At 68.5% G+C, this 26250-nt stretch carries 28 protein-coding genes; 17 read left to right on the top strand and 11 right to left on the bottom strand.

Annotation, left to right across the window (positions count from 1 at the left end; all coding sequences use genetic code 11):
- Nucleotides 1-53 precede the first annotated feature (53 nt).
- A complete protein-coding gene (cobS, locus tag CRJ03_RS14450; RefSeq protein ID WP_104019570.1) occupies nt 54-818 on the bottom strand; it encodes an adenosylcobinamide-GDP ribazoletransferase in 765 nt (254 codons plus the stop codon).
- Between the two features lie 77 nt (nt 819-895).
- On the opposite strand from cobS, the gene cobT reads away from it, so the two are divergent.
- Complete coding sequence (cobT, locus tag CRJ03_RS14445) at nt 896-1921, top strand: nicotinate-nucleotide--dimethylbenzimidazole phosphoribosyltransferase (RefSeq protein ID WP_104019643.1); 1026 nt, start codon at nt 896-898, stop codon at nt 1919-1921.
- Nucleotides 1922-2105: 184 nt separating this feature from the next.
- Here cobT and CRJ03_RS14440 read toward each other — a convergent pair whose 3' ends face one another.
- On the bottom strand, nt 2106-2672 hold the full coding sequence (locus tag CRJ03_RS14440) for a TlpA family protein disulfide reductase (protein WP_104019569.1): 567 nt from the start codon (nt 2670-2672) through the stop codon (nt 2106-2108).
- A gap of 25 nt (nt 2673-2697) precedes the next feature.
- Between CRJ03_RS14440 and argH the strand changes: the two genes are divergently transcribed.
- Genes argH through CRJ03_RS14415 form a run of 5 tightly spaced genes read left to right on the top strand, consistent with a single transcriptional unit; the run spans nt 2698 to nt 8484 of the window.
- A complete protein-coding gene (gene argH, locus CRJ03_RS14435; RefSeq protein WP_104019568.1) occupies nt 2698-4089 on the top strand; it encodes an argininosuccinate lyase in 1392 nt (463 codons plus the stop codon).
- Nucleotides 4086-4268 carry an argininosuccinate lyase gene (locus CRJ03_RS14430; RefSeq protein ID WP_240611683.1) on the top strand — a complete coding sequence of 61 codons (183 nt, stop codon included), beginning with the start codon at nt 4086-4088 and terminating at the stop codon, nt 4266-4268. Before argH ends, CRJ03_RS14430 begins: the two co-directional genes overlap by 4 nt.
- Nucleotides 4265-4573: a DUF2834 domain-containing protein gene (locus CRJ03_RS14425; RefSeq protein WP_104019567.1), complete on the top strand. Its 309-nt coding sequence runs from the start codon at nt 4265-4267 to the stop codon at nt 4571-4573. Before CRJ03_RS14430 ends, CRJ03_RS14425 begins: the two co-directional genes overlap by 4 nt.
- Nucleotides 4574-4613: 40 nt before the next feature.
- Nucleotides 4614-5879 (top strand): diaminopimelate decarboxylase, encoded by a 1266-nt coding sequence (gene lysA, locus CRJ03_RS14420; protein WP_104019566.1) that lies wholly within the window; start codon nt 4614-4616, stop codon nt 5877-5879.
- A 40-nt stretch (nt 5880-5919) separates the two neighbouring features.
- Nucleotides 5920-8484 (top strand): TIGR02302 family protein, encoded by a 2565-nt coding sequence (locus CRJ03_RS14415; protein ID WP_104019565.1) that lies wholly within the window; start codon nt 5920-5922, stop codon nt 8482-8484.
- A gap of 6 nt (nt 8485-8490) precedes the next feature.
- Here the strand turns inward: CRJ03_RS14415 and CRJ03_RS14410 are convergent, their stop codons facing one another.
- Nucleotides 8491-9312 (bottom strand): zinc-ribbon domain-containing protein, encoded by an 822-nt coding sequence (locus CRJ03_RS14410; RefSeq protein WP_104019641.1) that lies wholly within the window; start codon nt 9310-9312, stop codon nt 8491-8493.
- Between the two features lie 172 nt (nt 9313-9484).
- Between CRJ03_RS14410 and CRJ03_RS14405 the strand changes: the two genes are divergently transcribed.
- From CRJ03_RS14405 to CRJ03_RS14390, 5 genes are all read left to right on the top strand, one after another.
- Complete coding sequence (locus CRJ03_RS14405) at nt 9485-10162, top strand: cell division ATP-binding protein FtsE (RefSeq protein ID WP_104019564.1); 678 nt, start codon at nt 9485-9487, stop codon at nt 10160-10162.
- A 2-nt stretch (nt 10163-10164) separates the two neighbouring features.
- A complete protein-coding gene (locus CRJ03_RS14400) occupies nt 10165-11064 on the top strand; it encodes a cell division protein FtsX (protein WP_439126641.1) in 900 nt (299 codons plus the stop codon).
- Nucleotides 11061-11798, top strand: coding sequence for a lysophospholipid acyltransferase family protein (locus CRJ03_RS14395; RefSeq protein WP_104019562.1), 738 nt, complete (start codon nt 11061-11063; stop codon nt 11796-11798). Before CRJ03_RS14400 ends, CRJ03_RS14395 begins: the two co-directional genes overlap by 4 nt.
- 157 nt (nt 11799-11955) lie before the next feature.
- Nucleotides 11956-12093, top strand: a complete 138-nt coding sequence (locus CRJ03_RS19970; protein ID WP_165375327.1) for a hypothetical protein — start codon at nt 11956-11958, stop codon at nt 12091-12093.
- A gap of 278 nt (nt 12094-12371) precedes the next feature.
- A complete protein-coding gene (locus CRJ03_RS14390; protein ID WP_104019561.1) occupies nt 12372-13112 on the top strand; it encodes a Hint domain-containing protein in 741 nt (246 codons plus the stop codon).
- 14 nt (nt 13113-13126) lie between these two features.
- Here CRJ03_RS14390 and CRJ03_RS14385 read toward each other — a convergent pair whose 3' ends face one another.
- A complete protein-coding gene (locus tag CRJ03_RS14385; protein ID WP_104019560.1) occupies nt 13127-13627 on the bottom strand; it encodes an Lrp/AsnC family transcriptional regulator in 501 nt (166 codons plus the stop codon).
- 194 nt (nt 13628-13821) lie between these two features.
- Between CRJ03_RS14385 and trxB the strand changes: the two genes are divergently transcribed.
- From trxB to CRJ03_RS14370, 3 genes are all read left to right on the top strand, one after another.
- A complete protein-coding gene (gene trxB / locus CRJ03_RS14380) occupies nt 13822-14766 on the top strand; it encodes a thioredoxin-disulfide reductase (protein WP_104019559.1) in 945 nt (314 codons plus the stop codon).
- Between the two features lie 148 nt (nt 14767-14914).
- Nucleotides 14915-15979, top strand: a complete 1065-nt coding sequence (locus tag CRJ03_RS14375; protein WP_104019558.1) for a flagellar motor switch protein FliG — start codon at nt 14915-14917, stop codon at nt 15977-15979.
- A 98-nt stretch (nt 15980-16077) separates the two neighbouring features.
- Nucleotides 16078-16332: a DUF167 domain-containing protein gene (locus CRJ03_RS14370; RefSeq protein WP_104019557.1), complete on the top strand. Its 255-nt coding sequence runs from the start codon at nt 16078-16080 to the stop codon at nt 16330-16332.
- Between the two features lie 15 nt (nt 16333-16347).
- On the opposite strand, the gene trhO is transcribed toward CRJ03_RS14370, so the two are convergent.
- Nucleotides 16348-17262, bottom strand: coding sequence for an oxygen-dependent tRNA uridine(34) hydroxylase TrhO (gene trhO / locus CRJ03_RS14365; RefSeq protein WP_104019556.1), 915 nt, complete (start codon nt 17260-17262; stop codon nt 16348-16350).
- A 95-nt stretch (nt 17263-17357) separates the two neighbouring features.
- On the opposite strand from trhO, the gene pncA reads away from it, so the two are divergent.
- The 3 genes from pncA to CRJ03_RS14350 are packed head-to-tail and all read left to right on the top strand — an operon-like array spanning nt 17358 to nt 19357.
- Nucleotides 17358-17954 carry a bifunctional nicotinamidase/pyrazinamidase gene (gene pncA / locus CRJ03_RS14360; protein WP_104019555.1) on the top strand — a complete coding sequence of 199 codons (597 nt, stop codon included), beginning with the start codon at nt 17358-17360 and terminating at the stop codon, nt 17952-17954.
- Nucleotides 17955-17994: 40 nt separating this feature from the next.
- Nucleotides 17995-18579: a uracil-DNA glycosylase family protein gene (locus tag CRJ03_RS14355; RefSeq protein WP_104019554.1), complete on the top strand. Its 585-nt coding sequence runs from the start codon at nt 17995-17997 to the stop codon at nt 18577-18579.
- Nucleotides 18572-19357 (top strand): SseB family protein, encoded by a 786-nt coding sequence (locus CRJ03_RS14350; RefSeq protein ID WP_104019553.1) that lies wholly within the window; start codon nt 18572-18574, stop codon nt 19355-19357. Before CRJ03_RS14355 ends, CRJ03_RS14350 begins: the two co-directional genes overlap by 8 nt.
- Before the next feature lie 263 nt (nt 19358-19620).
- Here CRJ03_RS14350 and CRJ03_RS14345 read toward each other — a convergent pair whose 3' ends face one another.
- Genes CRJ03_RS14345 through CRJ03_RS14320 form a run of 6 tightly spaced genes read right to left on the bottom strand, consistent with a single transcriptional unit; the run spans nt 19621 to nt 26172 of the window.
- A complete protein-coding gene (locus tag CRJ03_RS14345; RefSeq protein WP_104019552.1) occupies nt 19621-20553 on the bottom strand; it encodes a 2-hydroxyacid dehydrogenase in 933 nt (310 codons plus the stop codon).
- 4 nt (nt 20554-20557) lie between these two features.
- Nucleotides 20558-21697: a rod shape-determining protein RodA gene (gene rodA / locus CRJ03_RS14340; protein ID WP_104019551.1), complete on the bottom strand. Its 1140-nt coding sequence runs from the start codon at nt 21695-21697 to the stop codon at nt 20558-20560.
- The gene (gene mrdA / locus CRJ03_RS14335) at nt 21694-23637 is read right to left on the bottom strand and encodes a penicillin-binding protein 2 (protein ID WP_104019550.1); all 1944 of its coding nucleotides are present in this window, start codon (nt 23635-23637) and stop codon (nt 21694-21696) included. The genes rodA and mrdA overlap by 4 nt, the downstream gene beginning before the upstream one ends.
- Nucleotides 23634-24173 (bottom strand): rod shape-determining protein MreD, encoded by a 540-nt coding sequence (locus CRJ03_RS14330; RefSeq protein WP_165375326.1) that lies wholly within the window; start codon nt 24171-24173, stop codon nt 23634-23636. The genes mrdA and CRJ03_RS14330 overlap by 4 nt, the downstream gene beginning before the upstream one ends.
- Entirely contained in the window at nt 24166-25092 is a 927-nt protein-coding gene (mreC, locus tag CRJ03_RS14325) for a rod shape-determining protein MreC (protein ID WP_104019549.1), read from the bottom strand. Before mreC ends, CRJ03_RS14330 begins: the two co-directional genes overlap by 8 nt.
- A 33-nt stretch (nt 25093-25125) precedes the next feature.
- Entirely contained in the window at nt 25126-26172 is a 1047-nt protein-coding gene (locus tag CRJ03_RS14320; RefSeq protein ID WP_104019548.1) for a rod shape-determining protein, read from the bottom strand.
- Between the last annotated feature and the right edge of the window lie 78 nt (nt 26173-26250).

The raw sequence follows: 26250 nt of genomic DNA, 5'->3' as shown, positions 1-26250 counted from the left end.
TAATCGGCCGCGTCCGTGAGGGCGCGGCCTTTTTCATGGTGGGGTGCGCAATCTCAGGGTAGCAGGCACATGAGCGCGGCGATCTCGGCAACCTGCTGCGCCGCGCCAAGGATGTCGCCGGTCTGCCCGCCGATCCTTGCCCGGGCCAGCCGCGCCACCACCAGCGCCGCCAGCGCCGCCGCCGCCACCGCCGCGACACCTGCCATGCCCTCGAAAGCCACCGCCGTCACGCTCGCCAGCGCCGCCGCCAGCAGCACCGTGGTCCAGGGCGGGCGGCCCTGCGCCTGCGCCAGTCCGTCCGCGCGGGCGTGGGGCAGGGTGGCCATCACCCCTGCCATGGCCGCGCGCGACACCATCGCCGCGACGATCAGCGCTGCGGTCGCCGCCAGTGCGCCGGCGGCGAAGATCAGCGCCAGCGCCACCGCCCGGAGGCCGAGGCTCAGCACCAGCGCGATCACCCCGTAGCTGCCGATCCGGCTGTCGCGCATGATCTCCAGCCGCCTCTGCTGCGTCCAGCCTCCCCAGAGCCCGTCGGCGGTATCGGCCAGACCATCCTCGTGCAGCCCGCCGCTCAGCATGACCAGCGCCCCGAGTGCCGCCAGCGCCGCCACCGGTGCGGGCAGGCCCAGTGCCAGCGCCGCGCCCCCTGCGAGCGCTGAAAGCCCGCCCAGCACCGCCCCGGCCAGCGGCCACGCCCACGCCGCGCGCGAGCCGCGTGATGCGTCGCCTGCCGGCACCGGCAGCCGCGTGAGCAGCCCGAAGGCGAGCGCGAGATCGGACGGGTGGAGGAGCATGCTCTCGCGGTCGGTCTCTGACATGGTCGCGGCCTTTTCGGGCTGTGGTCGGGGCGCCTTTCGCGATACAGAAGGGCGCGATCACTTGCAACGAGGCCGCCATGTCCGCCCCCTTCGCCACGCTCTCAGACCTTGCCGCCCTGCTACGCGATCTGCCCGGTCCCGACGCGGAGGCCATCGTCGCGGCGCGGGCGCGCGACGCGACACTCACCAAACCGCCCGGCGCCCTTGGACGACTCGAGGAGGTGGCGGCGTGGTATTGTGGCTGGCGTGGCGATCCGCGTGCGCGGGTGCAGCGCCCGCAGGTGGTGGTGTTTGCCGGCAATCACGGGGTGGTGGCGCAGGGCGTCTCGGCCTTTCCGTCCGAAGTAACGGCGCAGATGGTCGCCAATTTCGAGGCGGGCGGCGCGGCGGTCAACCAGTTGGCGGGCGTGGCGGGGGCGCGGCTCGACGTGCGCGCGCTCAATCTTGACCGGCCCACCGGCGATATCGCCACCGGACCGGCCATGTCCGAGGCCGAGTGCGTCGCGGCGCTGGAGGTGGGCTGGGACGCCGTCGATCCGGCTGCGGACCTGTTCGTCGCGGGCGAGATGGGCATCGGCAACACCACCCCCGCCGCCGCCATCGCGCTGGCGCTTTATGGCGGCACGGCGGCGGATTGGACGGGGCGCGGTACCGGGCTCGACGATGCGGGGCTCGCGCACAAGGCGCGCGTGGTCGCGCGTGCAGTGGCGGCCAACCCGGTGCGCGGCGGGCTCGCCGTGCTGGCCGCGCTCGGGGGGCGGGAACTGGCGGCGATGGCCGGGGCGATTGCGCGGGCGCGGACCTTGCGTATCCCCGTGCTGCTCGACGGTTTCATCTGCACCGCCGCTGCCGCCTGCCTCGAGGCCGAGGCGCGCGGCGCGCTCGACCACGCGCTCGCCGCCCATGTCAGCGCCGAGCCGGGCCACGCGCTATTGCTCGACCGGCTGGGCAAGGCACCGCTCCTGTCGCTTGGTCTGCGGTTGGGCGAGGGCTCGGGCGCGGTGCTGGGCATGGGCGTGGTACAGGCGGCGCTGGCCTGCCATTCCGGCATGGCGAGTTTCGCTGAGGCCGGGATTGACGGCGCACCTGACCCCGACGCTTGAACGAGCGGGGCCGGGCGGGTGAACCGTGAGAGTGAAGGCGCCCGTGATGGCCCATCCCCCGGGGCTGCGACACTATCATGCGGTATAGAGGGGGTAACACCGGACCCTTTCGAAAGGTTCGGCGCTATTTCATTTCAAGAAAACGGTGAAGGCGCGATGACTGTTGGGTTCGCGCCTGCCTGTCTCAACTCCCCCCACCCTCATCAATCATCGCCCCAATAATCGCCTTGGCGCTCTTCGAATCCCAATGGGCGTCGCCTTGCAGACGGGCGATCTCACGGCCCTGCGGATCCAGGATCACCGTGATGGGCAGGCCGAAGATGCCCATTTGACGCGCAAGCGCGCTCTTGGGGTCGCGGTGGAGGGGGAGGTTGTCCACCCCGATCTCGTCGAAGAACGCCTTCATCGCCGGGGGCGGGTTGCGTCCCGTCGCGATGGTGACGACCTCGAAATCCTCGCCGCCCATCTCGGCCTGCAAATTCGACAGCATCGGCATTTCCACCCGGCAGGGTGCGCACCATGTGGCCCAGAAATTGACCACGACATGGCGGCCCTGGTAATCGGCGAGCGTGGCCGAGGAGCCGTCTTCGCTCTCGAATTCGACTTGCGGGGCGGGTTTGGGGGCAGAATGGAACATGAGTTTCTTCATGTCCCCCTCGCGCAGCGCCTCGAGTGCTGCGGTGTCGGCCATCGCGGCATTTGCACCGAGCGCGAGGCCCATATAAAGGACGATCCCGAGAAGACGTTTCATAGTTCCCTCCAAAGGGCCGAAAAAAATGACCGACACGACCTCGAACCAGATGTGGGGCGGCCGCTTTGCCGACGGGCCGGACGCGATCATGGAGGCAATTAATGCCTCGATCTCGTTCGACAAGCGGCTCGCGGCGCAGGACATCGCCGGATCGCGCGCCCATGCCGCCATGCTGGCCGCCACGGGTATCGTCAGTGATAGGGATGCAAGCGCGATGAGGGAAGGGCTCCTCACGGTCTTGTCAGAGATCGAGGCCGGGGATTTCACCTTTTCCACCGCGCTGGAGGATATCCACATGAACGTGGAGGCGCGACTCAAGGACCTGGTTGGCCCTGCCGCCGGGCGGCTGCACACGGGGCGCAGCCGCAACGATCAGGTGGCGACCGATTTCCGCCTCTGGGTGCGCGATCAACTCGACGCCGCCAATGGCGCGCTGGTCCGGCTCATGCGCGCGCTGGTCGCACAGGCCGAGGCGGGGGCTGACTGGGTGATGCCGGGCTTCACCCATCTGCAAACCGCGCAGCCGGTGACATGGGGCCATCACATGATGGCCTATGTCGAGATGTTCGGGCGTGACCTGGGCCGCGTGCGGGATGCCCGTGCGCGGATGAACGAATGCCCCTTGGGCGCGGCGGCGCTGGCGGGGACGTCCTTTCCGATCGACCGGCAGATGACGGCAAAGGAGCTGGGCTTCGACCGTCCCTGCGCCAACTCGCTCGACGCTGTGAGCGACCGGGATTTCGCGCTGGAGTTCCTGGGCGTGGCAAGCATCTGCGCCATGCACCTGAGCCGCTTTGCCGAGGAACTGGTGATCTGGTCAAGCGCGCAGTTCCGGTTTGTCGCGCTCAGCGACCGGTTCTCGACCGGCTCCTCGATCATGCCGCAAAAGAAAAACCCCGACGCCGCTGAATTGCTCCGCGCCAAGGTGGGGCGGATTTTCGGTGCGAACGTGGCGTTGATGATGGTGATGAAGGGGCTGCCCTTGGCCTATTCCAAGGACATGCAGGAGGACAAGGAACAGGTCTTTGATGCCGCCGACAACCTGATGCTGGCACTCGCGGCAATGGAGGGGATGGTGCGCGACATGGCGGCGCAGAAGGACAACCTGGAGGCCGCTGCCGGGTCGGGCTTTTCCACCGCCACGGACCTCGCCGACTGGCTGGTGCGGGTGCTGGACATGCCGTTTCGCGAGGCGCATCACGTCACCGGCAGCCTCGTGGCCCGCGCAGAGGCGAAGGGATGCGACCTGCCGGACCTGAGCCTCGAGGAGATGCAGGCGGTGCATGGCGAAATCACCGCGTCGGTCTATGATGTCCTTGGCGTGCACAACTCGGTGGCGTCAAGGACGAGCTATGGCGGCACCGCCCCCGACCAGGTGCGCGCACAGGTGGCACGGTGGAAGGAGCGTTTGGCATGAGGCGGATCGTGGCGTTTCTGATGGCTTTTTCCATCCTGGGGGCCTGCGGCGCAGAGGGGCCGCCGGTGCGCCCGACGCTCAGCACGACGGTCAGCGCGGGTTCGGGTGGAGTGTACGGCGGCGTGCGCACCGGGCTGCGCGTGGGCGGCGTCGACCTGGGTGTCGGGGTCGGGCTGTGAGATGGCTGTGGCTCGCGCTGGCGCTGTGGGGCGCGGTGCACCCGATGTCGTGGTTCCTGGTGTGGTTCAACTCCAATGGCTACGACCTGATGGCGATGGTGGACGCCTGGCACGCCAACGCGGCGACGAGCGGGTTGGTCTGGGATCTGACCATCGCCGCCGTGACGTTGACCATCTGGGCCGTGGCCGAGAGCGTAGCGGAGCGGCGCTGGCTTGGACTTCTGGCGATCCCGGCCACGTTCGGGATCGGGGTGAGTTGCGGCCTGCCGCTCTACCTCTTCCTGCGCAGCCTGCGACAGGCGTGAGGATTCTGGATATTTCTGGCAAGATGAAGCGGGGCTAGGCGTGGATCATTTTCTCTATCGTGGCGGCGTGCTTCACGCCGAGGACGTGCCGCTGCCAGAGATCGCCGAGGCGGTGGGAACGCCGTTCTACTGCTATTCCACGGCCACGCTCACGCGGCATTTCCGGCTGTTCGACGAGGCGCTCGACGGGGTGGATCATCTCGTGTGCTATGCCATGAAGGCGGCGAGCAATCAGGCGATCCTCAAGACGCTCGCGGGCCTCGGTGCGGGTATGGATGTGGTCTCTGGCGGGGAGTACGCGCGCGCCCGCGCGGCGGGCGTGCCTGGCGAGCGGATCGTGTTTTCCGGTGTCGGCAAGACGCGGGACGAGATGCGCCTGGCGCTGGAAGGCGGCGTCCGGCAGGTCAATGTCGAGAGCGAGCCGGAGTTGCACGCGCTGAGCGAGGTGGCGACGGGCCTCGGGCTGAGCGTGCCGATTGCGGTGCGCGTGAACCCGGACGTGGACGCCAGGACACACGCCAAGATCGCCACCGGCAAGAGTGAGAACAAGTTTGGCATTCCGATTGCCCGCGCCCGCGAAGTATATGCCGAGGCGGCACGCCTGCCGGGGATCGAGGTGGTTGGGATCGACGTGCATATCGGCAGCCAACTCACCGATCTGGAGCCGTTTCGGCTGGCCTATCGCAAGGTCGCGGAACTGACGGACGTCTTGCGCGCCGATGGCCACGACATCCGCCGGCTCGACCTGGGCGGCGGTCTTGGCATCCCCTATACCCGCTCTAACGAAGCGCCGCCCCTGCCGGTGGAATACGGGGCGATGATCCGCGAGGAGCTGGGCCATCTTGGCTGCGAGATCGAGATCGAACCGGGGCGGCTCATCGTTGGCAACGCGGGGATATTGGTGAGCCGGGTCATCTACCTGAAATCCGGCGAGGGGCGCGATTTCCTCATCCTCGACGCCGCGATGAACGATCTCATTCGCCCGGCCATGTATGACGCGCATCACGATATCGTGCCTGTGATCGAGCCCGCGCCGGGCGTAGCGCAAACGCCTTATGACGTGGTCGGGCCGGTCTGCGAGTCGGGCGATACCTTCGCGCGGGGCCGGATGCTGCCGCCGCTGGCCGAGGGCGATCTCGTGGCGTTCCGCAGCGCAGGGGCCTATGGCGCGGTCATGTCCAGCGAATACAACACGCGGCCGCTCATCCCGGAAATTCTGGTCAATGAGCGTGACTTTGCCGTGATCCGTGCGCGGCCGACCTTTGACGAAATGATAAATCGCGATACCATCCCCGAATGGCTCTGACGCGGCGGTCGCGCCGGGCCTGAAAGGAGCGGTTTCGCTGATGTCCCGACCGGGCGATCCTCTGGCAACGGCGATGGCGCGGCTGCGTCTGCCGCTCGGCCTCACCTGGGCCGGGTTGCTGGCCGAACGGGTTGCGCGGGCCTTCTGGCCGTTGCTGAGCCTGTTGGCCGTGGTGGCGGGCGGGGTGTTCCTCGGTCTGTACGAGCATGCGTCTCCCGTCGTGTTTCGGTTCGGTACCGCGACGCTCGCGCTCGCCGCGCTGGCGCTTGGGCTTCGCGGGTTCTTGCGGCTGCGCTGGCCGCGACGGGCCGAGGCGGTGGCCCGGCTCGACGCATCGCTCGACGGGCGGCCCCTGGCCGCGCTCGGGGATGCGCAGGCGATCGGCAGCGACGATGCCGCCTCTGCCGCCCTGTGGCGGGCGCACCAGGCGCGCATGGCCACGCGCGCGGCGGGTGCGCGGCACGTCCCGCCCGATCTGCGGCTGGCGCGGTTCGATCCCTATGGCCTGCGTCATATTGCGCTGCTGGTGCTGGTGATCGGCCTTGTCTTCGGCTCGGTCTGGCGCGCGGGCACGGTGGCGCAACAGGGCCCCGGTGGCGGGAGCGGCGCGGCGCTGGCGCAGGGACCGGCGTGGGAGGGCTGGATCGAGCCGCCGCGCCATACTGGCATGCCGAGCCTCTATCTTGCCGATCAGAAGGACGTGATCCATGCGCCGGTGGGCAGCGAGGTAACGCTGCGGTTCTACGGCGCGGAGGGTGCGCTCAGCCTGCACGAGACCGCCTCTGGCGGGGACGAGGATACGGGGCCGAAGACGGGCCCCGAGCAGAGCTTCGAGATCGCGCAGGACGGTGTACTGCGCATCGACGGCCCGGGCGGGCGCGGCTGGCAGGTGGAGGCCGTCGCCGACGCCGCACCACAGGTGGCGGTGCTCGACTCGGAGGCGCGGACGAGCTTTGAAGGGCAGATGAGCCAGCCTTTCGAGGCGCGCGACGATTACGGTGTGACCGGTGGCCAAGCGGTGATCGCGCTCGACATGGAGCGCGTCGCGCGCCGTCACGGCCTTGCCGTCGAGCCCGAGCCGCGCGCGCCCATCCGGCTCGACCTGCCGCTGCCGATGATGGGCGACGGGGCCGAGTTTACCGAGACCCTGATCGCCAACCTGTCCCAGCATCCCTGGGCGCATCTGCCGGTGACGTTGCGGATGACGGTGACGGATGCGATCGGGCAGGAAGGGCAGTCCGACCCGACGGAGATGACCCTCCCGGCGCGGCGCTTCTTCGATCCGCTCGCGGCCGCGGTGATCGAGCAGCGGCGCGACCTGCTGTGGAGCCGGGACAACGCCACGCGGGTGGCGCAGGTGCTGCGCGCGACTTCCTACGAGCCGACCGACGGGCTCTTCCGATCGAGCGGAACCTACCTGCAACTGCGCGCCATCCTGCGGCGGCTCGAGGCGATGGTGGCGGCGGGCGGTCCCGATGAGGCCGGGCGCGACGAGATCGCGCAGGCGCTATGGGATCTCGGTGTGATGATCGAGGATGGCGATGTCGGCGACGCGCTCGAGCGGATGCGCGCGGCGCAGGAGAGGCTGAGCGAGGCGATGAAGAACGGCGCGAGCGAGGACGAGATCGCCCGTCTCATGCAGGAATTGCGCGACGCCACGCAGGATTATTTGCGCCAGAAGATGCAGCAGGCCCAGCGTGAGGACGAGAACGGCGGCGATCAGCAGAGCGCCGAGAACTCCATGCGTATGTCCCAGCAGGATTTGCAGGACATGATGGACCGCATTCAGGAGCTGATGGAGCAGGGCCGCTTTGCCGAGGCGCAGCAGGCGCTGGAGGAATTCCAGCGCATGATGGAGAACATGCAGGTCACGCAAGGTCAGCAGGGCGGCTCGGAGGGGCAGCAGGCGATGGAAGGGCTTTCCGAGACGCTGCGTAACCAGCAGGGATTGTCCGATCAGGCGTTCCGCGATCTCCAGGAACAGTTCAACCCGAATGCGCAATCCGGCCAGTCACAGCAGAACGAGGGCCGCTCGGGCGGCGAGGGCCGCGGGCAGAGCCATGACGGCCAGCAAGGCCAGGGCGGCGGCGAGGGTGGCACACGTCCCGGCGGCGAGGGCGGATCGCTCGCTGACCGGCAGGAGGTGCTGCGCCGCCAACTCGAACAACAGCGTGGCGCGCTGCCGGGACTTGGCGGTGAAGCCGGAGACGCGGCGCGCGAGTCGCTGGAACGCGCCGAGCGGTCCATGGAGGGGGCCGAGCAGTCGCTGCGCGAGGACGACCTCGCCGGTGCGCTCGAGGACCAGGCGGACGCGATGGAGGCCCTGCGCGAGGGGATGCGCAGCATGGGTGAGGCGATGGCACGCAACACGAACCCCGGCGGCCCAAGCGACGGACGTGGCGACCCCGGTCGCGCGCAGGCCGACCCGCTCGGGCGCGACGCCGGTCAGGGCCGTCACGCGGGCACCCAGGACAGCCTGTTGCAGGGCGAGGACGTCTACCGCCGCGCGCGCGACCTGCTCGACGAAATCCGCCGCCGCTCGGGCGAAGGCGAGCGCCCAGATATCGAGCTCGATTACCTGCGCCGTCTTCTCGATCGGTTCTGAGCGGCGTCAGAGACGTGCCAGAAGGTCGGCGACCGTCGCCGACAGCATCGCGCGCACCCCGTCTACCACCTGCACGTATTGCGCAAGCGGGGCCTCGGCAGCGGGCCAGAGCCCGGCGATCCGCGGGGCCATCAGGTAGACCACCAGTGCCGCGACGCAGCCCACCACCGCCAGTCGGAACCCGGTGCGAAATCCGCCACCACGGCGGGCGGGCGGCGAGTCTTCCGACGTGGCCGGCGAGAGCGATCCCGCCGAGTCCCCCGAGGCGCTCAGCGAGGAATTGATCTCGTCGATATCGGGAAAGAGGTTGCGGCGCGAACCAGGATCGAGGTCGTCATCCTCGTCGTCGTCAAACACGTCGCCGCTATCGTCATCGTCTGTGTCGGGGTCGCCGCGCGGCGGCGTTTCGGTATCTGAGGGGCGCCCCCCACGCAGCCGCTGCATCCGGTCGCGCGCCTGGCGTGCGCGTTTCGCCTGATCGGGTTCGGGCTCGCCAAGGCCGAGATCGGGTTGCGTCTCGATCCGGTCATCGGCCTCGGCGGCGCGGGCGGCGCGCTCGCGGTCTGCCTCCTCGCGCAGGATATCGGCAACCGACGGATCAATCCGCCGTCTCGACGCCGCGCCTTGCTCCGGTTCGGCGCGTTCCTCCGGCTCGACCGTTGGCTCGGGGCCGGTGTCGGGCTGCTCGGGCTCGGTAGGTTCGTGATCGGGATGGTTCTGGAACCACGTTGTGCCGCAATTGGAGCATTGCACATCGCGTCCCGAAACCGGGATCACCGCGTCCGGCACCTCATACTGCGCCCCGCAGTTCGGACATGTCAGCCTCATGGTTTCACCCGCTGCCTGCTGCTTGCCGCCGTTATCCGGCTTTTGCGACCGTGGCGCGAGCATAGGCACTAATCCACGAAGCGAAAAGAGCAAAGCGAATCATGCGGCCAGTGATTGCACATGTGTGACCTCTGGGGCATGAAGGGGGCTGCGGAAGAAAAAGGCGCAAGCGGTGATCGAGCTCGAGGGCGTGGGGTATTCCTATGGCGGGGGGGAGTTGCTGAGCGACGTGTCGCTCTCGCTCGCACCCGGGTCGTTTCACTTTCTCACCGGGCCCTCGGGCTCGGGCAAGACGACACTGCTCAAGCTGTGTTACGGCGCGCTCGCGCCCACGGCGGGGCAGGTGCGCCTGTTCGGGCAGGACCGGCGCGAGATGAGCCGCGACGATATCGCGATGGCGCGGCGGCGCATCGGCGTGGTCCACCAGGATTGCCAGTTTCTCGACCATCTCGACGTGGCGGCCAATATCGCCCTGCCGCTCTCGGTGTCGGCGCGCGACCTGCTGGCCGAGGAAGCCAACCTGCGCGAACTGATCGGCTGGGTGGGCTTGCGCGCGCGGGCGCACGCGCGACCGCCCGAGCTCTCGGGCGGCGAGCGCCAGCGCGCCGCGCTGGCGCGTGCGGTCATCATGTCGCCCGACGCAGTTCTGGCCGACGAGCCCACCGGCAATATCGACTGGGAGATGTCCGAGCGCCTGATGCGCCTGCTGATCGAACTCAACCGCATGGGCAAGACGATCCTCATCGCCACCCACGATCTGGCGCTGATCCGCGCCGCCAAGACCCATGTCCAGGCCCGGGTGCTGCGCATCGCCGGACGGCGGCTTCAGCTTGCGGGGGCGGACCTTTGACGGTGCTGTCCGGTTTCCTCTCGCAGCTATTGCCCGGTGACCCGCAGGCTGACCGGGTCGTGCCGCCGAGCGGCTTCACCGCCACGCTGACGCTGTTCACCGCCGCGGCGATGGCCTTTCTCGCGGTTTTTGCGCTGGCGCTGTCGCTGGCCACCGGGCGGCTGGCGGACCGTTGGAGTAACGAGCTTGCCCGCACGGCGACGGTGCGCATCTCCGCGCCCGAGGGGCAGATGGCGGCGCAGACCGAGGCGGCGCTGCGGGTGCTCGAGACCACCTCCGGTGTTGCGCGCGCCCGCGCGCTCGACGATGCCGAGCAGGCGGCGCTGCTTGAGCCGTGGTTCGGCCCCGACCTGCCGCTCGATCAATTGCCCATCCCGCGGCTGATCGAAGTGACAGAGACCGAGGCGGGGTTCGACGTGCAGGGACTGCGGTTGCGGCTGGCAGCCGAGGTGCCGGGTGCCGTTCTCGACGATCACACGCGCTGGCGCAGACCGCTGGTGCAGGCCGCGTCGCGACTGCGGCTTCTGGGCTGGCTGTCGCTGGCGCTCATCGGGGCGGCGATGGCGGCGATGATCACGCTTGCGGCGCAGGCGGCGCTGGCGGCCAACGCGCAAGTCATCACCGTGCTGCGCCTCGTCGGCGCGCAGGATGATTTCATCGCGCGGGCCTTTGTGCGCCGCTTTGCCGTGCGGGGCCTCGGGGGTGCGGCCATCGGGACGGTGCTGGGATGCCTCGCCATCCTCGCGCTGCCATCGGCGCGGATCGAGGGCGGGTTTCTCACCGGGCTTGGCTTCCAGGGCTGGCACTGGCTCTTGCCGCTGCTGATCCCGCCGCTTGCCGGGCTGGTCGCTTTTGCCGCGACCCGCGCCGCCGCGCGCCGCAGACTGGAGAAGATGCCATGACACACGCCCTGCAATGGCTTCGGTCCCTCGTTTTCGTGGTCCAGATGTACCTGGCGATGGCGGTGCTGGGGATCGTGTTCCTGCCATGGGCGCTGGTCAGTCCGCGTGGCGCGCGCATAGCGTGCAAGGCCTTTTGCCGCTGGGTTCGCTTCACCGCGGCGTGGATGGTCGGCCTGCGCACCGAGGTGCGCGGCACACCGCCCCGGGGTGAAGTGCTGATCGCCTCCAAGCACCAGAGCTTTCTCGACATCATCCTCATCTTCGGCAGCATCCCGGCGGGCAAGTTCATCATGAAGCGGGAATTGATGTGGGCACCGGTGATCGGGCAATACGCGCTGCGTATCGGCTGCGTGCCGGTGGATCGAGGCAAGCGCAGCCAGGCCATCGGCAAGATGGTCGAGGACGTGGCGCGCGGACGGCAGGAGCCGGGACAGCTCATTATCTACGCGCAGGGCACCCGCGTCGCGCCGGGAGTGAAGAAGCCCTACAAGATTGGCGCTGGCGTGCTCTACGAGGAGCTTGGCCAGACTTGTGTGCCGGCGGCGACCAATGTCGGCGTCTTCTGGCCGCGCAAGGGCATCCTGCGGAAGCCGGGCCTCGCGGTGGTGGAGTTCCTGCCCGAGATTGCGCCGGGCCTGCCGAGGGGGACGTTCATGCGGCGTCTGGAGTCGGAGGTCGAGGAGGCGTCCGACAAGCTGATGCGCGAGGCCGGCTTCGATACGGGCGAACGCTGAGGGTCGGCGTTCCCGCCCGTTTCGACTCCCGTCCCGGCATCGCCCCCGTATTGCCCGGATTCTAACCTTTTCCGTCAAAACCTCGCCGCAAACCCCGCGCATCGTTGCGGATGAGGTAACAATGCCGCCAAGCGGCGCAGGCAAGAGGATCGAACAGATGAAGGCACGTTGGTTGAAATCCGTGGTCGAGCACAGCAAGGAGGCTGCGCCCGCGTTGCCCTATCACCGCCAGGTGCGACGCGACGGGCGTCATGCCCGCATGTTCGCGCTGTTGCGCCCGCGCAAGACCGCCTGAGCTGCGCGCCGCCACCGGCGCAGGGCGACCGAAGAGCAGGCAAGGGCTGCCCCGTGGCGGCCCTTGTGCTTTCGCGAGGTTCACTGTGGGCGCACAGCGAAACAATGATCTCGACCGAAGGCGACTATGTCGAAAACACGGTCAATGCCACGAAGATTCTGGCGCGAGAGCGCAGAATTGCCCGATTTGCGCGTCACACAAATCGCCAAATGTCTGACTGTCGTCGCCGCCGGAGGTCCGGTGCGGCCAAGACGGCCCTGATCATGAGGTGACACGACATGAGCATGCACCGCTTCGGCGTCGATCTCCCCTCCGCGCCCCCGGCGGCCCGGGCGCAGGAGGCAACACGTCGGTATTCCTGCGTTTGGCGCGATGCCGAGGGGCGACTCATGACGCAGGAGCGCCACCTCCCGTCGCTGCTGCTGCTCGACGCGGCCCATGCTGCCTTCGCGCACGGGGCGCTCGTTTCGACGTCACGCGGCCCGGTGGCGGTCGAGGATCTGGTGCCCGGCGACATGATCGTCACCGCCGCGGGTGGCGCGGTCCCGGTGATCTGGAACGGCTCGGTCACGATAGGGCCTGACCGTTCTGGCGAGGGCACACCGCTGACGCGGGTGATGGCCGACGCCTTCGGTCTCGGGCGGCCTATGGCCGATCTCGTGATGGGACCCGGCGCGCGGCTTCTAAGCCGTCCTTGCCGGTTACGCGCGCGGATCGGGGCGGACGGGGTTCTGTCGCCGGTGCACGCGATGGCCGATGGGGTGCACGCGATCCGCATGGTGTCACGCCAGCCGGTGACCTTCTACCATCTCGCCTTGCGCCGGCACGCGGTGATCATGGTGAACGGGCTGGAAACCGAGAGCTTTCACCCCGGTGCCGGGTTCGAGCGCGAACTCGACGATGCCACCTTGCGGCAGGTCATGGCGGCCTTTCCCCATATTCCCAAGCCGTGCGATTTCGGACCTATGGCCCAGATGCGCCTGCCGCTCGACGCGCCCGAGGCGCTCGATCTGGTCTGAGGCCGCCGCCCTGCTCAGGCCGGTCGTTCGAGCCGAGCCTCTAGAATCTCGAAGGGCACGCCGGGCTCGTCCTTGGCTCCGCGGATCACCAGTGAGGTCTTGACGCTGCCCACGTTCTCTGCCGCGGTCAGTTCCTCGGTCAGGAACCGCTGGAAGGTCGACAGGTCGGGGGCGACGCATTTGAGAATGAAATCCACCTCGCCGTTGAGCATGTGGCACTCGCGCACCAGCGGCCAGGCCCGGCACCGCGCCTCGAAGGCCGACAGGTCCGCCTCGGCCTGGCTTTGCAGGCCGACCATGGCAAAGACCTGCACCTCGAAGCCCAACTCGCGCGCGTCGATATCGGCGTGATAGCCGCGGATATACCCCTGCTCTTCCAGGGCGCGCACCCGCCGCAGGCAGGGCGGGGCGGAAATCCCGACACGCTTGGCCAGCTCGACATTGGTCATCCGGCCGTCGGCCTGCAATTCTGCCAGTATCCTTCGGTCGATCGGATCGAGACGCGTGCCCGCCATCGCATTCTCCTGTTTATTTTCGCGGATGTTATAGCAGCCATGCGGGCGCGCGCAATAATATTTCGCCTATGCGCAAGATAATTTCGGATGCGAGGGTCTGATGGCGACGCATTGCCGCCTTGCAAGGGGTTACATGCCCCGTCCCGCGCCGCTATATCTCCGCGCGATATCCGGTTTTCAACGAAAGAGCAGCCATGCCCAAGACACGCCACACCAAGTGCCTCATCATCGGGTCCGGCCCTGCGGGCTATACCGCTGGCGTCTACGCCGCCCGCGCCATGCTGGAGCCGATGCTGGTGCAGGGGATCGAACCGGGCGGGCAGCTCACCACCACCACCGAGGTGGAGAACTGGCCCGGCGATACCGAGGTGCAGGGCCCCGACCTGATGGTGCGCATGGAGGCCCACGCCAAGGCCATGGGCTGCGAGATCGTGGGCGACATCATCACCGACCTCGACACCGAGAGCCGCCCCTTCACCGCCAAGGGCGACAGCGGCGCGACTTACACTGCCGATGCGGTGATCCTCGCCACGGGTGCCCGCGCGAGATGGCTGGGACTGGAGAGCGAGGAAGCGTTCAAGGGGTTCGGTGTGTCGGCCTGCGCAACCTGCGACGGATTCTTCTACCGTGGGCAAGAGATCGTGGTGGTGGGCGGCGGCAACACCGCCGTCGAAGAGGCGCTGTTCCTGACAAATTTCGCCTCCAAGGTCACTCTCATCCACCGCCGCGACGAGTTGCGCGCCGAGAAGATTTTGCAGGATCGGCTGTTCAAGCACCCCAAGATCGAGCCGCTGTGGTTCCACACGCTCGAGGAGGTGACCGGCACCGACAACCCCAAGGGTGTCGAGGGCGTCCGGGTGAGGCATGTCGAGACCGGCGAGATCACGGAAATCCCCTGCAAGGGCGTGTTCATCGCCATTGGCCACGCCCCGGCGAGCGAGCTTGTGAAAGGCAAGGTCGAGATGCATCACGGCGATTATGTCAAGGTCGAACCGGGTAGCACCCGCACCTCGGTTCCGGGGCTTTTCGCCGCCGGTGACCTGACCGATCATATCTACCGCCAAGCGGTCACCAGCGCCGGTATGGGTTGCATGGCCGCGCTCGACGCCGAGAAATTCCTCGCCGAACAGGACGGCTGAGCGCGGGATCGGGGGCGCTGCCTCCGCCACCCGTGCGGGGCGACTCCCCGGAGTATTTTGACCAAAGAGAAATCGTGGTCGCGTTCAGGCTTTGTTGACGGATCGTGCCCTATGCTCGCGCAAGGATCGGGGCAACGGGGACCGAGGCATGAACGCACCACCCGCACGGATCGAGGGGCCGCGGCCGCGCGGCGCGGCGGCGCATCTGTCGCGCGCGCAGAAGGCCGCGATCATCGTGCGCTTCCTGATGAACGAGGGGGCGGACGTGTCCCTTTCGGATTTGCCGGACGAATTACAGGGACGACTGACCACACAGATGGGGTCGATGCGCTATGTGGATCGCGGCACGTTGGCCGATGTGGTGGCCGAATTCGCCAATGAACTCGAAGGGATGGGTCTGACCTTTCCGCGCGGCCTGCCCGGTGCGCTGTCGGCGCTCGACGGGCGGATCAGCCCACAGACCGCCGCCCGCCTGCGCAAGGAGGCGGGTGTGCGCCAATATGGCGACCCCTGGGAATTGGTGAAGGCCACCGATCCCGAAACACTCGCCCCCATCCTCGAAGAGGAAAGCGCCGAGGTCGCCGCCGTCATCCTTTCCAAGCTCGACGTCGCACGCGCCGCCGATCTGCTCGGGCGGCTGCCCGGTGCGGCGGCGCGGCGCATCACCTACGCCATTTCGCAGACCGGCTCTGTCTCGCCCGAGGCGGTGGACCGCATCGGCCTCGCGCTCGCGGCGCAGATCCAGGACGTGCCGCAGAGTGCCTTTGCCGACGGGGCGGTGGAACGGGTGGGCGCGATCCTCAACTACTCGGCCGCAATCATCCGCGACGAGGTGCTCGAGGGTCTTGAAGACACCGACGAGGATTTCGCCGCGCTGGTGCGGCGCGCGATTTTTACGTTCCTGCACCTGCCCGACCGCGTCAATCCGACCGATATCCCGCGCATCCTGCGCGAGGTGGATCAGCCTGTGCAGGTCGCCGCGCTGGCCGGGGCGCTTGATGGCGCGCTGGCCCCGGTGGCCGAATTCCTGCTGTCCAACATGTCGAAACGCATGGCTGACGCGCTGCGCGAGGAAATCGCGGAGCGTGGGCGCGTGCGCCCGCGCGAGGCCGAGGCCGCGCAGACCGAGGTCGTGAACGCCGTGCGCCGGCTCGAAGCGGCGGGCGAGATCAGCCTCTTGCAACCTGACGAGGACAGCGATGGCGGCGGATAAGGCCACCCGGCGAACGCGGCCCCCGGCTCTCGACTGCGGGGGGCGGGCGTGCCATCATTGCCGTCGGTAGCGACCCGGACGCGAGGAGGCGTGTCAGCATGGATCATCCCGACCTGGGCCATCTTGCAGCGCCGGGCACCCGCTTTTCCCTGCGGGTGACGCCGCGGGCCTCGCGTGCGCGGATCGTGGCGGAGGGGGACAGCCTGCGTGTCTACGTCACCGTGCCGCCCGAGGATGGCAAGGCGAATGCCGCGGTGCAGGCACTTCTGGCAAAGGCCATCGGGGTGCCGAAAACGCGGCTCAGGCTGGTGCGCGGGCAGGGCGCGCGGGACAAGTTGTTCGAAGTTTTGTGAGTAAATTCAGCCGGTTCAGCCCTCGGCCATCCATCGGATATGCCGCTCGCCGCGCGCCGCGGCGAGGGCGACCTGTTTCTGCCGTTCGCGAAAGCGGGCCTTGTCCTCGGCGCTGGTCTCGTGGGTGCAATGGTGGCAGGCGACACCGGCCTCGTATTCGGGGCGTGCGCGGTCCTCGGGCAGGATAGGGCGGCGGCAGGCATGGCAGAGCACGTGCGGCCCGGCGCGCAGCCCGTGTTCCACCGAAACGCGACCATCGAAAACGAAACACGCGCCGCGCCACAGGCTCTGTTCCTTGGGCACCTCCTCGAGGTATTTCAGGATGCCGCCCTTGAGGTGATAGACCTCCTCCACCCCTTGGCTAAGCAGGTAATTCGTTGATTTCTCGCAACGAATCCCACCGGTGCAGAACATCGCCACGCGCTTGTTGTGAAACCGATCCTTGTTGGCCTGCCACCACGCTGGGAAATCGCGAAAGCTGTCGGTGCCGGGATCCACGGCCCCTTCGAAGCTGCCGATGGCCACTTCGTAGGCGTTGCGGGTGTCGATCACCGCGACATCGGGGGCCGCGATCAGCGCGTTCCACTCGGCGGGGGCGACATAGTGGCCGGTCGCGGCGCGCGGATCGACATCGGCGACCCCCATCGTCACGATCTCGCGTTTGACGCGCACCTTCATGCGACCGAAGGGCGGGGTGGCGCTTTGGCTGTCCTTCCACGCGAGCTCGGCGCATCCGGGCAGCGCGCGGAGATGGTCGAGAACGCGGGTTACGCCCTCGCAAGAGCCGGAAATCGTTCCATTAATTCCCTCGCGCGCGAGCAGCAATGTGCCGCGCACACCTTCGGATTCGCACAGGGCGAGAAGCGGTGCGCGCAGGGTGGCGGGGTCATCAAGACGGGCGAAATGGTAGAGGGCGGTGATCCGGTGCATGGTGCGGGATTTACGCGCGCCGGGGCTTGTGGGCAAGGGCCGGGATTGACGCAGGACGGCCCGCGTCCTAGCCATGGGGCGCGAAGGAGGCGGGCATGACGGCTGCATTACTGGTGATCGACGTTCAGAACGATTTCTGTCCCGGGGGCGCGCTGGCGGTGCCGGGCGGGGATGAGATCGTGCCGAAGATCAACGCCTTGATGACTGATTTCAAAGAGATAATCCTGACGCAGGACTGGCACCCCGCCGGGCATTCCTCGTTTGCCTCGGAGCACCCGGGCAAGGCGCCGTTCGAGACGGTGGAGATGGAGTACGGCACTCAGGTGTTGTGGCCGGACCATTGTGTGCAGGGGAGCCATGGCGGGGCGTTTCATCCGGATCTCGACACGACCCCCGCGCACCTGATTATCCGCAAGGGTATGTCATTGAAAATAGACAGTTATTCTGCGTTCTTCGAGAATGACCGGGCGACGCATACCGGGCTTGACGGGTATCTTCAGACCCGTGGCATCACCAGGCTGGTGATGGTCGGGCTGGCCACGGATTTTTGCGTGCAATTCTCGGCACTTGACGCCGCGAAACTCGGCTACAGGGTCACCGTGCGGCGCGATCTGTGCCGGGCGATCGACCTCGACGGATCACTCGCGCAGGCCGAGGCGGCGATGCGCGAGGCGGGGGTCACGCTTGACTGAACCTACAGGTTCGGCGCGCGAACCGCACGGTTCGCCGCAAATGGCGCTCGGTGCTGAAATCCGGTCTTGTCGTTTGTGTGCCGATCGATTCGCCGCGACCGAGACGGCGCACGCGCCGCGCCCGGTGGTCTGGTTCCGCCCCACGGCGCGCATCCTGATCGCGGGGCAGGCGCCCGGGCTGCGGGTGCATCGCTCGGGGCGGCCCTTCGACGATCCGTCCGGCGAGCGGCTGCGCGACTGGCTGGGGGTGAGCGCGGCGGAGTTCTACGACCGCGACCGGGTGGCCATCGTGCCGATGGCGTTCTGCTTTCCGGGTTATGATGCCAAGGGGGCCGACCTGCCGCCACCCGCGATCTGCGGGCAGACATGGCATGACCGGGTGATGGCGCATCTGCCGGACGTGGCTCTGACAGTGCTGGTGGGCGGGCACGCGCATCGCTATCACCTTGGCACGCGGGCGGGGGTGACCGAGACGGTGCGCGGCTGGCGCGACCATGCACCGCGCAGGTTTCCCTTGCCGCACCCGTCCTGGCGCAATAGCGCGTGGTTGAAGAAGAACCCGTGGTTCGGCGACGAGGTGCTCCCGGCGCTGCGGGGCACGGTGAGAGAGGTTCTGGGTGACTGAGATGACCCCGCTGGATGCCGCGCACGCGGCGATGGAGACCGCGCCGGGCGACGAGGGGGCGCGGCTGCGATTCTACGAGCGGCTGGCGGCGAGCGAGTTGTGCCTGCTGCTGACACGCGAGGCGGAGGGCGACCGCATCGACCCGGTGGTGATCGCGCCGGAGGGTGGCGATTGCGTATTGGCATTCGATACCGAGGCGCGGCTGGCGGAATTTGCCGAGGGGCCCGCGCCCTATGCCGCGCTGTCGGGGCGGGCGCTGGCCGGGATGCTGGCCGGGCAGGGGCTGGGGTTGGGGCTCAACCTCGGGGTGGCGCCCTCGGCGATCCTGCTGCCTGCGCAGGCGATGGACTGGCTGACGGAGATGCTGTCGGAGGCGCCCGAGGAGGTCGCCGTGCGGCCGGTGGAATTCCGCGTGCCCGGCGGGCTGCCCGAGGCGGTGCTGCGCGCGCTGGATGCGCGGCTGGCGGGCATGGCCGGGATGGCGCGCGCCGCGTGGCTGGTGGCCGCGCGCTACGAGGATGGCGCGCAGGGGCATTTGCTGGGCTTTGTCGGGGCCGCGCCGGGCGCGGAGGGCGCGCTGGCGCGGGCGGTGTCGGAGGTGCTGGCCTTTTCCGGGCTGGAGGCGGCGGCGCTCGACGTGGGGTTTTTCGACGCGAGCGACCCGGTGCTGGCGCGGATGGCGGGCTGCGGGCTGCGGTTCGATCTGCCGGAGCCGGAGGTGCGGGTCACACCGGCGGCGCCGGGGTCGGACCCGGAGCGGCCGCCGCGGTTGCGGTAGGGGGAGCGTGGTGGCCTTGAACGGTCATCGGGCAGCGGTTGGGGAGCCGCGCAGTGCCCGACCGCGGGGGGGCGCTCAAACGCTTGTGGTCTTCACTTTATGGTGCAGAATACTTCAACGATCGTGCGGGCTTGGACGTTGCAAAAGCGCCCGCCCGGGGGGCGGTCGGGCGCTGCGCGGCGGCGTGCAAGCACGCCTTGATTCCGCGCGGGATGGGTGACGAATGGCAGGAACAGGCCAGTCCCGCCCTGGCCTCCCCCCCGTCAATACCCCGCGTCGCGGTCCACCAGGTGCAGGAGCGGCTCGCCCGCCTCGCCGCGGCGGATGTTCTCGGCGATCACCTGCGCCGCCGTTTCGGGCCGCGTCTCGGAGGCGATGTGCGGCGTGACCGTCACGCGGGGATGCGCCCAGAAGGGATGGGTGGGCGGCAGCGGTTCCTCGCGGAAGACATCGAGCGTGGCGTGGCCGATATGGCCCGTGTCGAGCGCGGCAATGAGTGCGTCGTCGTCGATCAGCGGCCCGCGCCCGGGGTTGAGGATCACCGCGCCCGTGGGCAGGAGGGCGAGGCGCGCGGCATTCAGCAGGTTCTCCGTTTCGGGCGTGAGGGGCAGCAGGAGGACGAGGATATCGGCCTCTTGCAGGGCCGTGCGCAGCCCGTCCTTGCCCGAGAGGCAGCGCAGGGTGTCGATCGACTTGGGTGTGCGGCTCCAGCCGGTCACGGCAAACCCCAGCGTGGCGAGCATCTGCGCGCAGGCGGCCCCGAGCGCGCCGAGGCCCAGAACGCTGACCCGGCGATCCGAGGCCAGCGGCGGGGCGTCGGGACGCCAGACCCCGTCCTGGTGGAGGATGTGGGTATCCATCCCGAGATGGTGGCGCAGCGCGTGGCCGGTGACCCACTCCACCATGCCGCTCGTCAACCCGTGATCGACCATGCGCGCCAGCGGGATATGCAGCGTCGGGTTGGGCACGATATTTTCCACCCCGGCCCAGAGGTTGAGCACCGCGCGGGCGCGGGTGAAGGGGGTGAAATCCTGCACCGGGCTGTCGGGGGCGTAGACGATGTAATCCACCTCTTGGGGCGCGATGTCGGTGGCGAGGTGGGCGGTGACGCCTGCGCGGTCGAGCGCGCGGCGCAGCGGGGCCTCGTAGGTGGTCCACCGCGTGTCACCGGCGGCAAAGAGGATGTTGGCGGTCATGGGATTACCTCGGTTTGTGGACATGTGCGCTCTGCACGAGGCCGAAGCCAAGCATCAGCACCAGCATCGCCGAGCCGCCATAGCTGACCAGCGGCAGCGGCACGCCGACCACCGGCATCAGCCCCGTGACCATCGCCATGTTGACGGCGAAATACAGGAAGAACGTCATCGCCACCCCCAGCGTCAGCAGCGACGAGAACCGGTCGCGGTTGGTGAGCGCCGAGGCCACGCAGAACACGATGACGAGGGTGTAGAGCCCCAGGAGCGAGGCCGCGCCGATGAAGCCGAATTCCTCGGCCAGCGTGACGAAGATGAAATCGGTGTGTTTTTCTGGCAGGAAGTTGAGCCGCGTCTGCGTGCCCTGCATGAAGCCGCGCCCCGTCCAGCCGCCCGAGCCCAGCGCGATCTTGGACTGGGTGATGTGATAGCCCGCGCCGAGCGGGTCGCTGTCGGGGTTTAGGAAGGTGTCGATGCGGCGGTACTGGTAATTCTCCAGAAGCTGCCAATCGGTGCCGCGGCTGGTAAAGACGGCAAAGACGGTGCCCAGCCCCAGCGCGATCACGGTCGCGAAATAGGCCCAGTGGACGCCCGCGACGAACATCATCGCGCCGCCGCCCAACACCAGCAGGATCGAGGTGCCGAGATCGGGCTGGCGCAACACCATGCCCACCGGCACGAGGATGACCGTAACCGGGATGAGCACCCAGACGGGCCGCGAAATGCGCGACATGGGCAGCCAGTCGTAATAGGCGGCGAGCACCATGACGAGGGTGATCTTGACCAGTTCGGAGGGCTGGATGCGCATGACGCCCAGGTCGAGCCAGCGTTGCGCGCCCTTGCCCTCGATGCCTATGAGCGCCACGGCCACCAGCAGCGCGAGCGAGGCGAGGTAGGCCAGCAGCGACATGTTGCGCCAGAACCAGATCGGAACCAGCGCCACCACGATCATCCCCGCGAAGCCGGCGGCGAAGCGTTTCATCTGTGGCTCGGCCCATGTCGAGAGCGATCCGCCCGCCACCGAGTAGAGCATCAGGAAGCCGATGGAGGCCACGCTGGCCAGCAGGATGGCGAGCGGCCAGTTCAGGTACAGGATCTTGCGCGGGCCCGCGGGGACCGACTTTACGGTATGTTCGAGATAGCTCATGCGCGGTCGCTCGTCTCCGTGGCGGGGCGCTCGCGCTCTCGGCGCAGCTCTTCCTGCAGGGTGCGGATGCGCGGGCGGTCGGAGGCGGGGTAGGCGGAGAGCGGCGGGTCGCCGCCATAGAGCGCCTGGAGCATGATGTCGCGCGCGATGGGCGCCGCCGCGGTCGATCCGCCGCCGCCGTGCTCGACCACCACCGACAGCGCGAAACGCGGCGCGTCATGCGGGGCGAAGCTGACGAAGAGCGCATGGTCGCGCTGTGCGCGGGGCAGGTCGGAGTTGGAGCGAACGCCGCCCTCGCGCTCTGACGTGGAGATATTGCGCACCTGGCTGGTGCCGGTCTTGCCCGCGAGGCGCAGGCTGTCCTCGGCGATGCGGCTGCGATAGGCGGTGCCGCGGGGGCTGTTGCTGACGGCGAACATGGCGCGGCGGATTTCGCGCAGGTGATTTTCGTTGAGGCCGAGGCTGTCGCCGTGGCCGGTGGGCTGATCCACCCCGTCGATGGATTTCACCAGCCGCGGAACAACCGCCCGCGAGGTGGCGAGCCGCGCCGACATCACCGCGAGTTGCAGCGGTGAGGCGAGCACGAAGCCCTGGCCAATCGCGGTGTTGGCGCTGTCGCCGACCATCCACGGTGTGCCGCGATAGGCCAGCTTCCACTGCCGCGAGGGGGCGAGTCCCTCTGCCACGCTTGTCATCGGCAGGTCGAACTGCACCCCGATTCCGAACCGCTGCGCCATCGCCGAGATACCCTCGATGCCGACCCGCATCGCCATCTCGTAGTAATAGACGTCGCAACTGTTGCGCAGCGAGCGGTGCAGGTCGACATTGCCGTGGCCGCCGCGTTTCCAGCAGTGAAAGCGCCGCCCGCTGACCTCCTTGAAGCCGGGGCAGTAGACGGTTTCGTTGTAATCGACGAGCCCGGCCTCAAGCGCGGCAAGCGCGGTCACCATCTTGAAGGTGGAGCCGGGCGGATAGATGCCCTGCACCGCCTTGTTGGGCAGCGGGCGCAGCGGGTCGTCGAGCAGAGCGCGGTAATTGGCGCTGGAGATGCCGCGCACGAAGAGGTTGGGATCGAATCCGGGGCTGGAGGCGCAGACGAGGATATCGCCGCTCTCGCAGTCGAGCATCACCGCCGCCGCCCCCTCGCCGCGCAGCCGCGCATGGGCATAGGTCTGGAGCGCGTTGTCGCAGGTGACCTGGACATCCGCGCCGGGGCGGCCCTCTTCGCGTTCGAGCTCGCGCATGACCCGGCCGGCGGCGTTGACCTCGACGCGGCGGGTGCCCGCCTCGCCGCGCAGCGAGCGTTCGAGCTCGGCCTCGAGCCCGATCTTGCCGATCTGGAAGCGTGGCAGGCGCAGCAGCGCCTCGGGGGCCTCCAGCCGTTCGATGTCGCGCGCGCTGACATCGCCGACATAGCCGATTGTGTGGGCATAGGCCGCGCCCAGCGGGTAGCGGCGCGACAGCCCCACCTCGGGCATCACGCCGGGCAGGGCGGGGGCGTTGACCGCAATGCGGGCGATCGCCTCCCAGTCCACGCGGTCGGCCACCGTCACCGGCGTGTCGCCGCGCAGCTCGGCCAGGTCGCGGCGGGCCTTTTCCAGCTCTCCCGCCGCGATATCGACCAGCCGGGCGAGCCGGTCGAGCACCGCCTCGGCGTCGCCCGCCTGTTCGCGCGTGATGGTGATTCGGTAGCTGGGCACGTTCTCGGCGATGACGCGGCCCTCGCGGTCGAAGATGCGGCCGCGCGCGGGGGCGAGAAGCTGGAGGTTGATGCGGTTCTCGTCGGCCAGCAGGCGGAACTCGTCGGCCTGATCGACCTGAAGGTGGTTCATGCGGAACAGCAGAGCGCCCAGCACCGCCACCTGCGCACCACCGAGCACGAGCGCGCGCCGCGTGACGCGGCGCTGGCCTTCGGCGCGGTCGCGGGTGGGGCGTCTCATGGCGTCTGCCTCCCGGTTGCGAGTTCACCGGGCACGCGCTTGCGCACCCCGAAGACGAGATGAGACAACGCCGCCACCAGCGGGTAGGCGATGAGGGTCGCGAAAAGCTGCATCAGGCTGAGCCCGAGCGGAGCCTGGTCCACCAGCAGCATGGCCATCACCAGGCGGTACGCGAACGTCATCGCCGCCAGCGTGCCCGCCACCGTCGCCCATTCCGCAAGGAAGGTCAGGTCGCGCAGCGCGGGCGCGCGGCGGCGCAGCGTTTCGCAACCAACGAGTGTCAGTGCCGCCCACAGGCCGGGGGGGCGCTGCAACAGCAGATCCATCGCCAGCGCCAGCCCGGCCACGAGAAGCGGAGGCACGTATTCCGGCCGCCGCACCGCCCAGGCAAAGGCGAGCGCGAGGAACAGGTCCGGTCCCGCCAAGCCCGGCGGAGCCATGTCGAGCGGCAAGAGCCGCGCGAAGACGAGCGCAAAGGCCAGCGCGGCGAAGAGCGCCCGCATGAGCCACAGGTGAAGCGTGCCGGTTCTAGCCATTGCCAGCCTCTGCCGCTGCCTGCGGCGCGGGGCCCGGGGGCGCCGGGGCGGTCGCGGGGGCGGTGGGGGCGATCAGGTCGCCGGGATCGTCGATCCGTTCGTGATCGTAGCTGCGCAGCACGCGCAGGAATTCGAGCCGTTCGTAGTCGGCGGCGACGCGTACCCGCATCCGCCCGCCGGGGTCGGCCACCACCTGCCCGACGGCGAGCCCCGCCGGGAACACCCCGCCATCCCCCGAGCTGAGCACCCGGTCGCCGGGGCGGATCTGGTCCGGGTTCTCGATGAAATCCAGGAGCGGCGCGGGAGAGTTGTCGCCGATCACCAGCGCGTGCTGCCCCGAGGGCTGGATCGTCACCGGCAAGCGGCTCGACGTATCGGTGAGCAGGATCACGCGCGCGGTATTCCGCCCCAGGCCAGAGATGCGCCCGACGAGCCCGAGCCCGTCCATCGCCGCCCAGCCTTCCATGATGCCGTCGCGCGCGCCCACGTTGAGCAGCACCGATTGCCGGAAGGGCGACCCGCTATCGGCCATCACCACGCCGGTGACATAGGTGAGCCGCGGATCAAGTTGCACGTTGTTGAGATCGAGCAGGCGGGCGTTTTCCTGCTCCAGTTGCAGCGCCGCTTCCTTCCATGCCTTCATCTGCTGAAGCTCGCGGCGCAGCTCGCGATTTTTTTCGTACATGCGCTGGTAGGACTGGAAATCGCGCAGGATGTGGACCGCGCCGGTGACCGGCGCCATCGCCCAGTCCATCGAGGGCACGACCCGGTCCACCACCTGTGCGCGAAACCGTTCGACCCGCGGGCTGTCGATGCGCCAGAGCAGGAAGATGCCGACAAGGCAGACAAGCAGAACCCCGAGGAGCAATCGCCTCAGCGGGCCCCGGTAGTCGTTGCTCTGTCCGCGGTCGCTGGCCACTGGCAACCCCTTTAGCGTTAAAAGGTGGGCCGGTTAACTGTCGTAGTCAATCGCGTGGCGCAGCTGTTTCTCGAATTCGAGCGCCTTGCCGGTGCCCAGTGCCACGCAGTTGAGGCTGTCATCGGCGATCGAGACGGCGAGCCCGGTCTGCTCGCGCAGCGCCAGGTCGAGATCGCCCAGAAGCGCCCCGCCGCCCGTCAGCATCACCCCGCGATCCACGATATCGGCGGCGAGGTCCGGCGGCGTCGCCTCGAGCGCGGTCATCACCGCCTCGGTGATCTGCTGCACCGGTTCGGCCAGTGCTTCGGCCACCTGCGCCTGGCTGATCTCGGTCTCCTTGGGCACGCCGTTCAGGAGGTCGCGCCCGCGCACCCGGATCGACGCGCCGCGCCCGTCATCGGGCATCCGCGCGGTGCCGATGGTGGTCTTGATCCGCTCGGCGGTGGATTCGCCCACCAGCAGGTTCTGCTGGCGGCGCAGGTAGTTGATGATCGCCTCGTCCATGCGGTCGCCGCCCACCCGCACCGAGCGGGCATAGACGATATCGCCGAGGGACAGCACCGCCACCTCGGTGGTGCCGCCGCCGATATCGACGACCATCGAGCCGGTGGGATCGGTGATCGGCATGCCCGCGCCGATGGCCGCGGCGATGGGCTCGGCGATGAGCCCGGCGCGGCGGGCCCCGGCCGACAGCACCGACTGGCGGATGGCGCGTTTCTCGACCGGGGTGGCGCCGTGCGGGACGCAGACGATGATCTTGGGCTTGGAGAAGGTCGAGCGCTTGTGCACCTTGCGGATGAAGTGCTTGATCATCGCCTCGGCGGTGTCGAAATCGGCGATCACGCCCTCGCGCATGGGCCGGATGGCCTCGATGCTACCGGGGGTGCGGCCCAGCATGAGCTTGGCGTCCTCGCCCACGGCGAGCACCCTCTTGACCCCGTCCTTGACGTGGTAGGCCACGACCGAGGGCTCGTTGAGGATAATGCCGCGGCCCTTGACGTAGACGAGTGTGTTGGCGGTGCCGAGATCAATCGCCATGTCCGAGGAAAAGAAGCTCGGAATTCTGTCAAACATCGCCATCTGTGCCCGTATCCTGTTGCCCCATAGGTGAAAGGCCCCGCGACTCGGGGATGCCCCAGGGCCATGCGCCGTTATAGG

Origin of the sequence: Roseovarius nitratireducens, assembly GCF_002925845.1 — a bacterium.
Lineage (GTDB): Bacteria > Pseudomonadota > Alphaproteobacteria > Rhodobacterales > Rhodobacteraceae > Roseovarius > Roseovarius nitratireducens.
The sequence above is the reverse complement of the archived record's forward strand: the minus strand, read 5'-3'. Positions and strand labels throughout refer to the sequence as shown.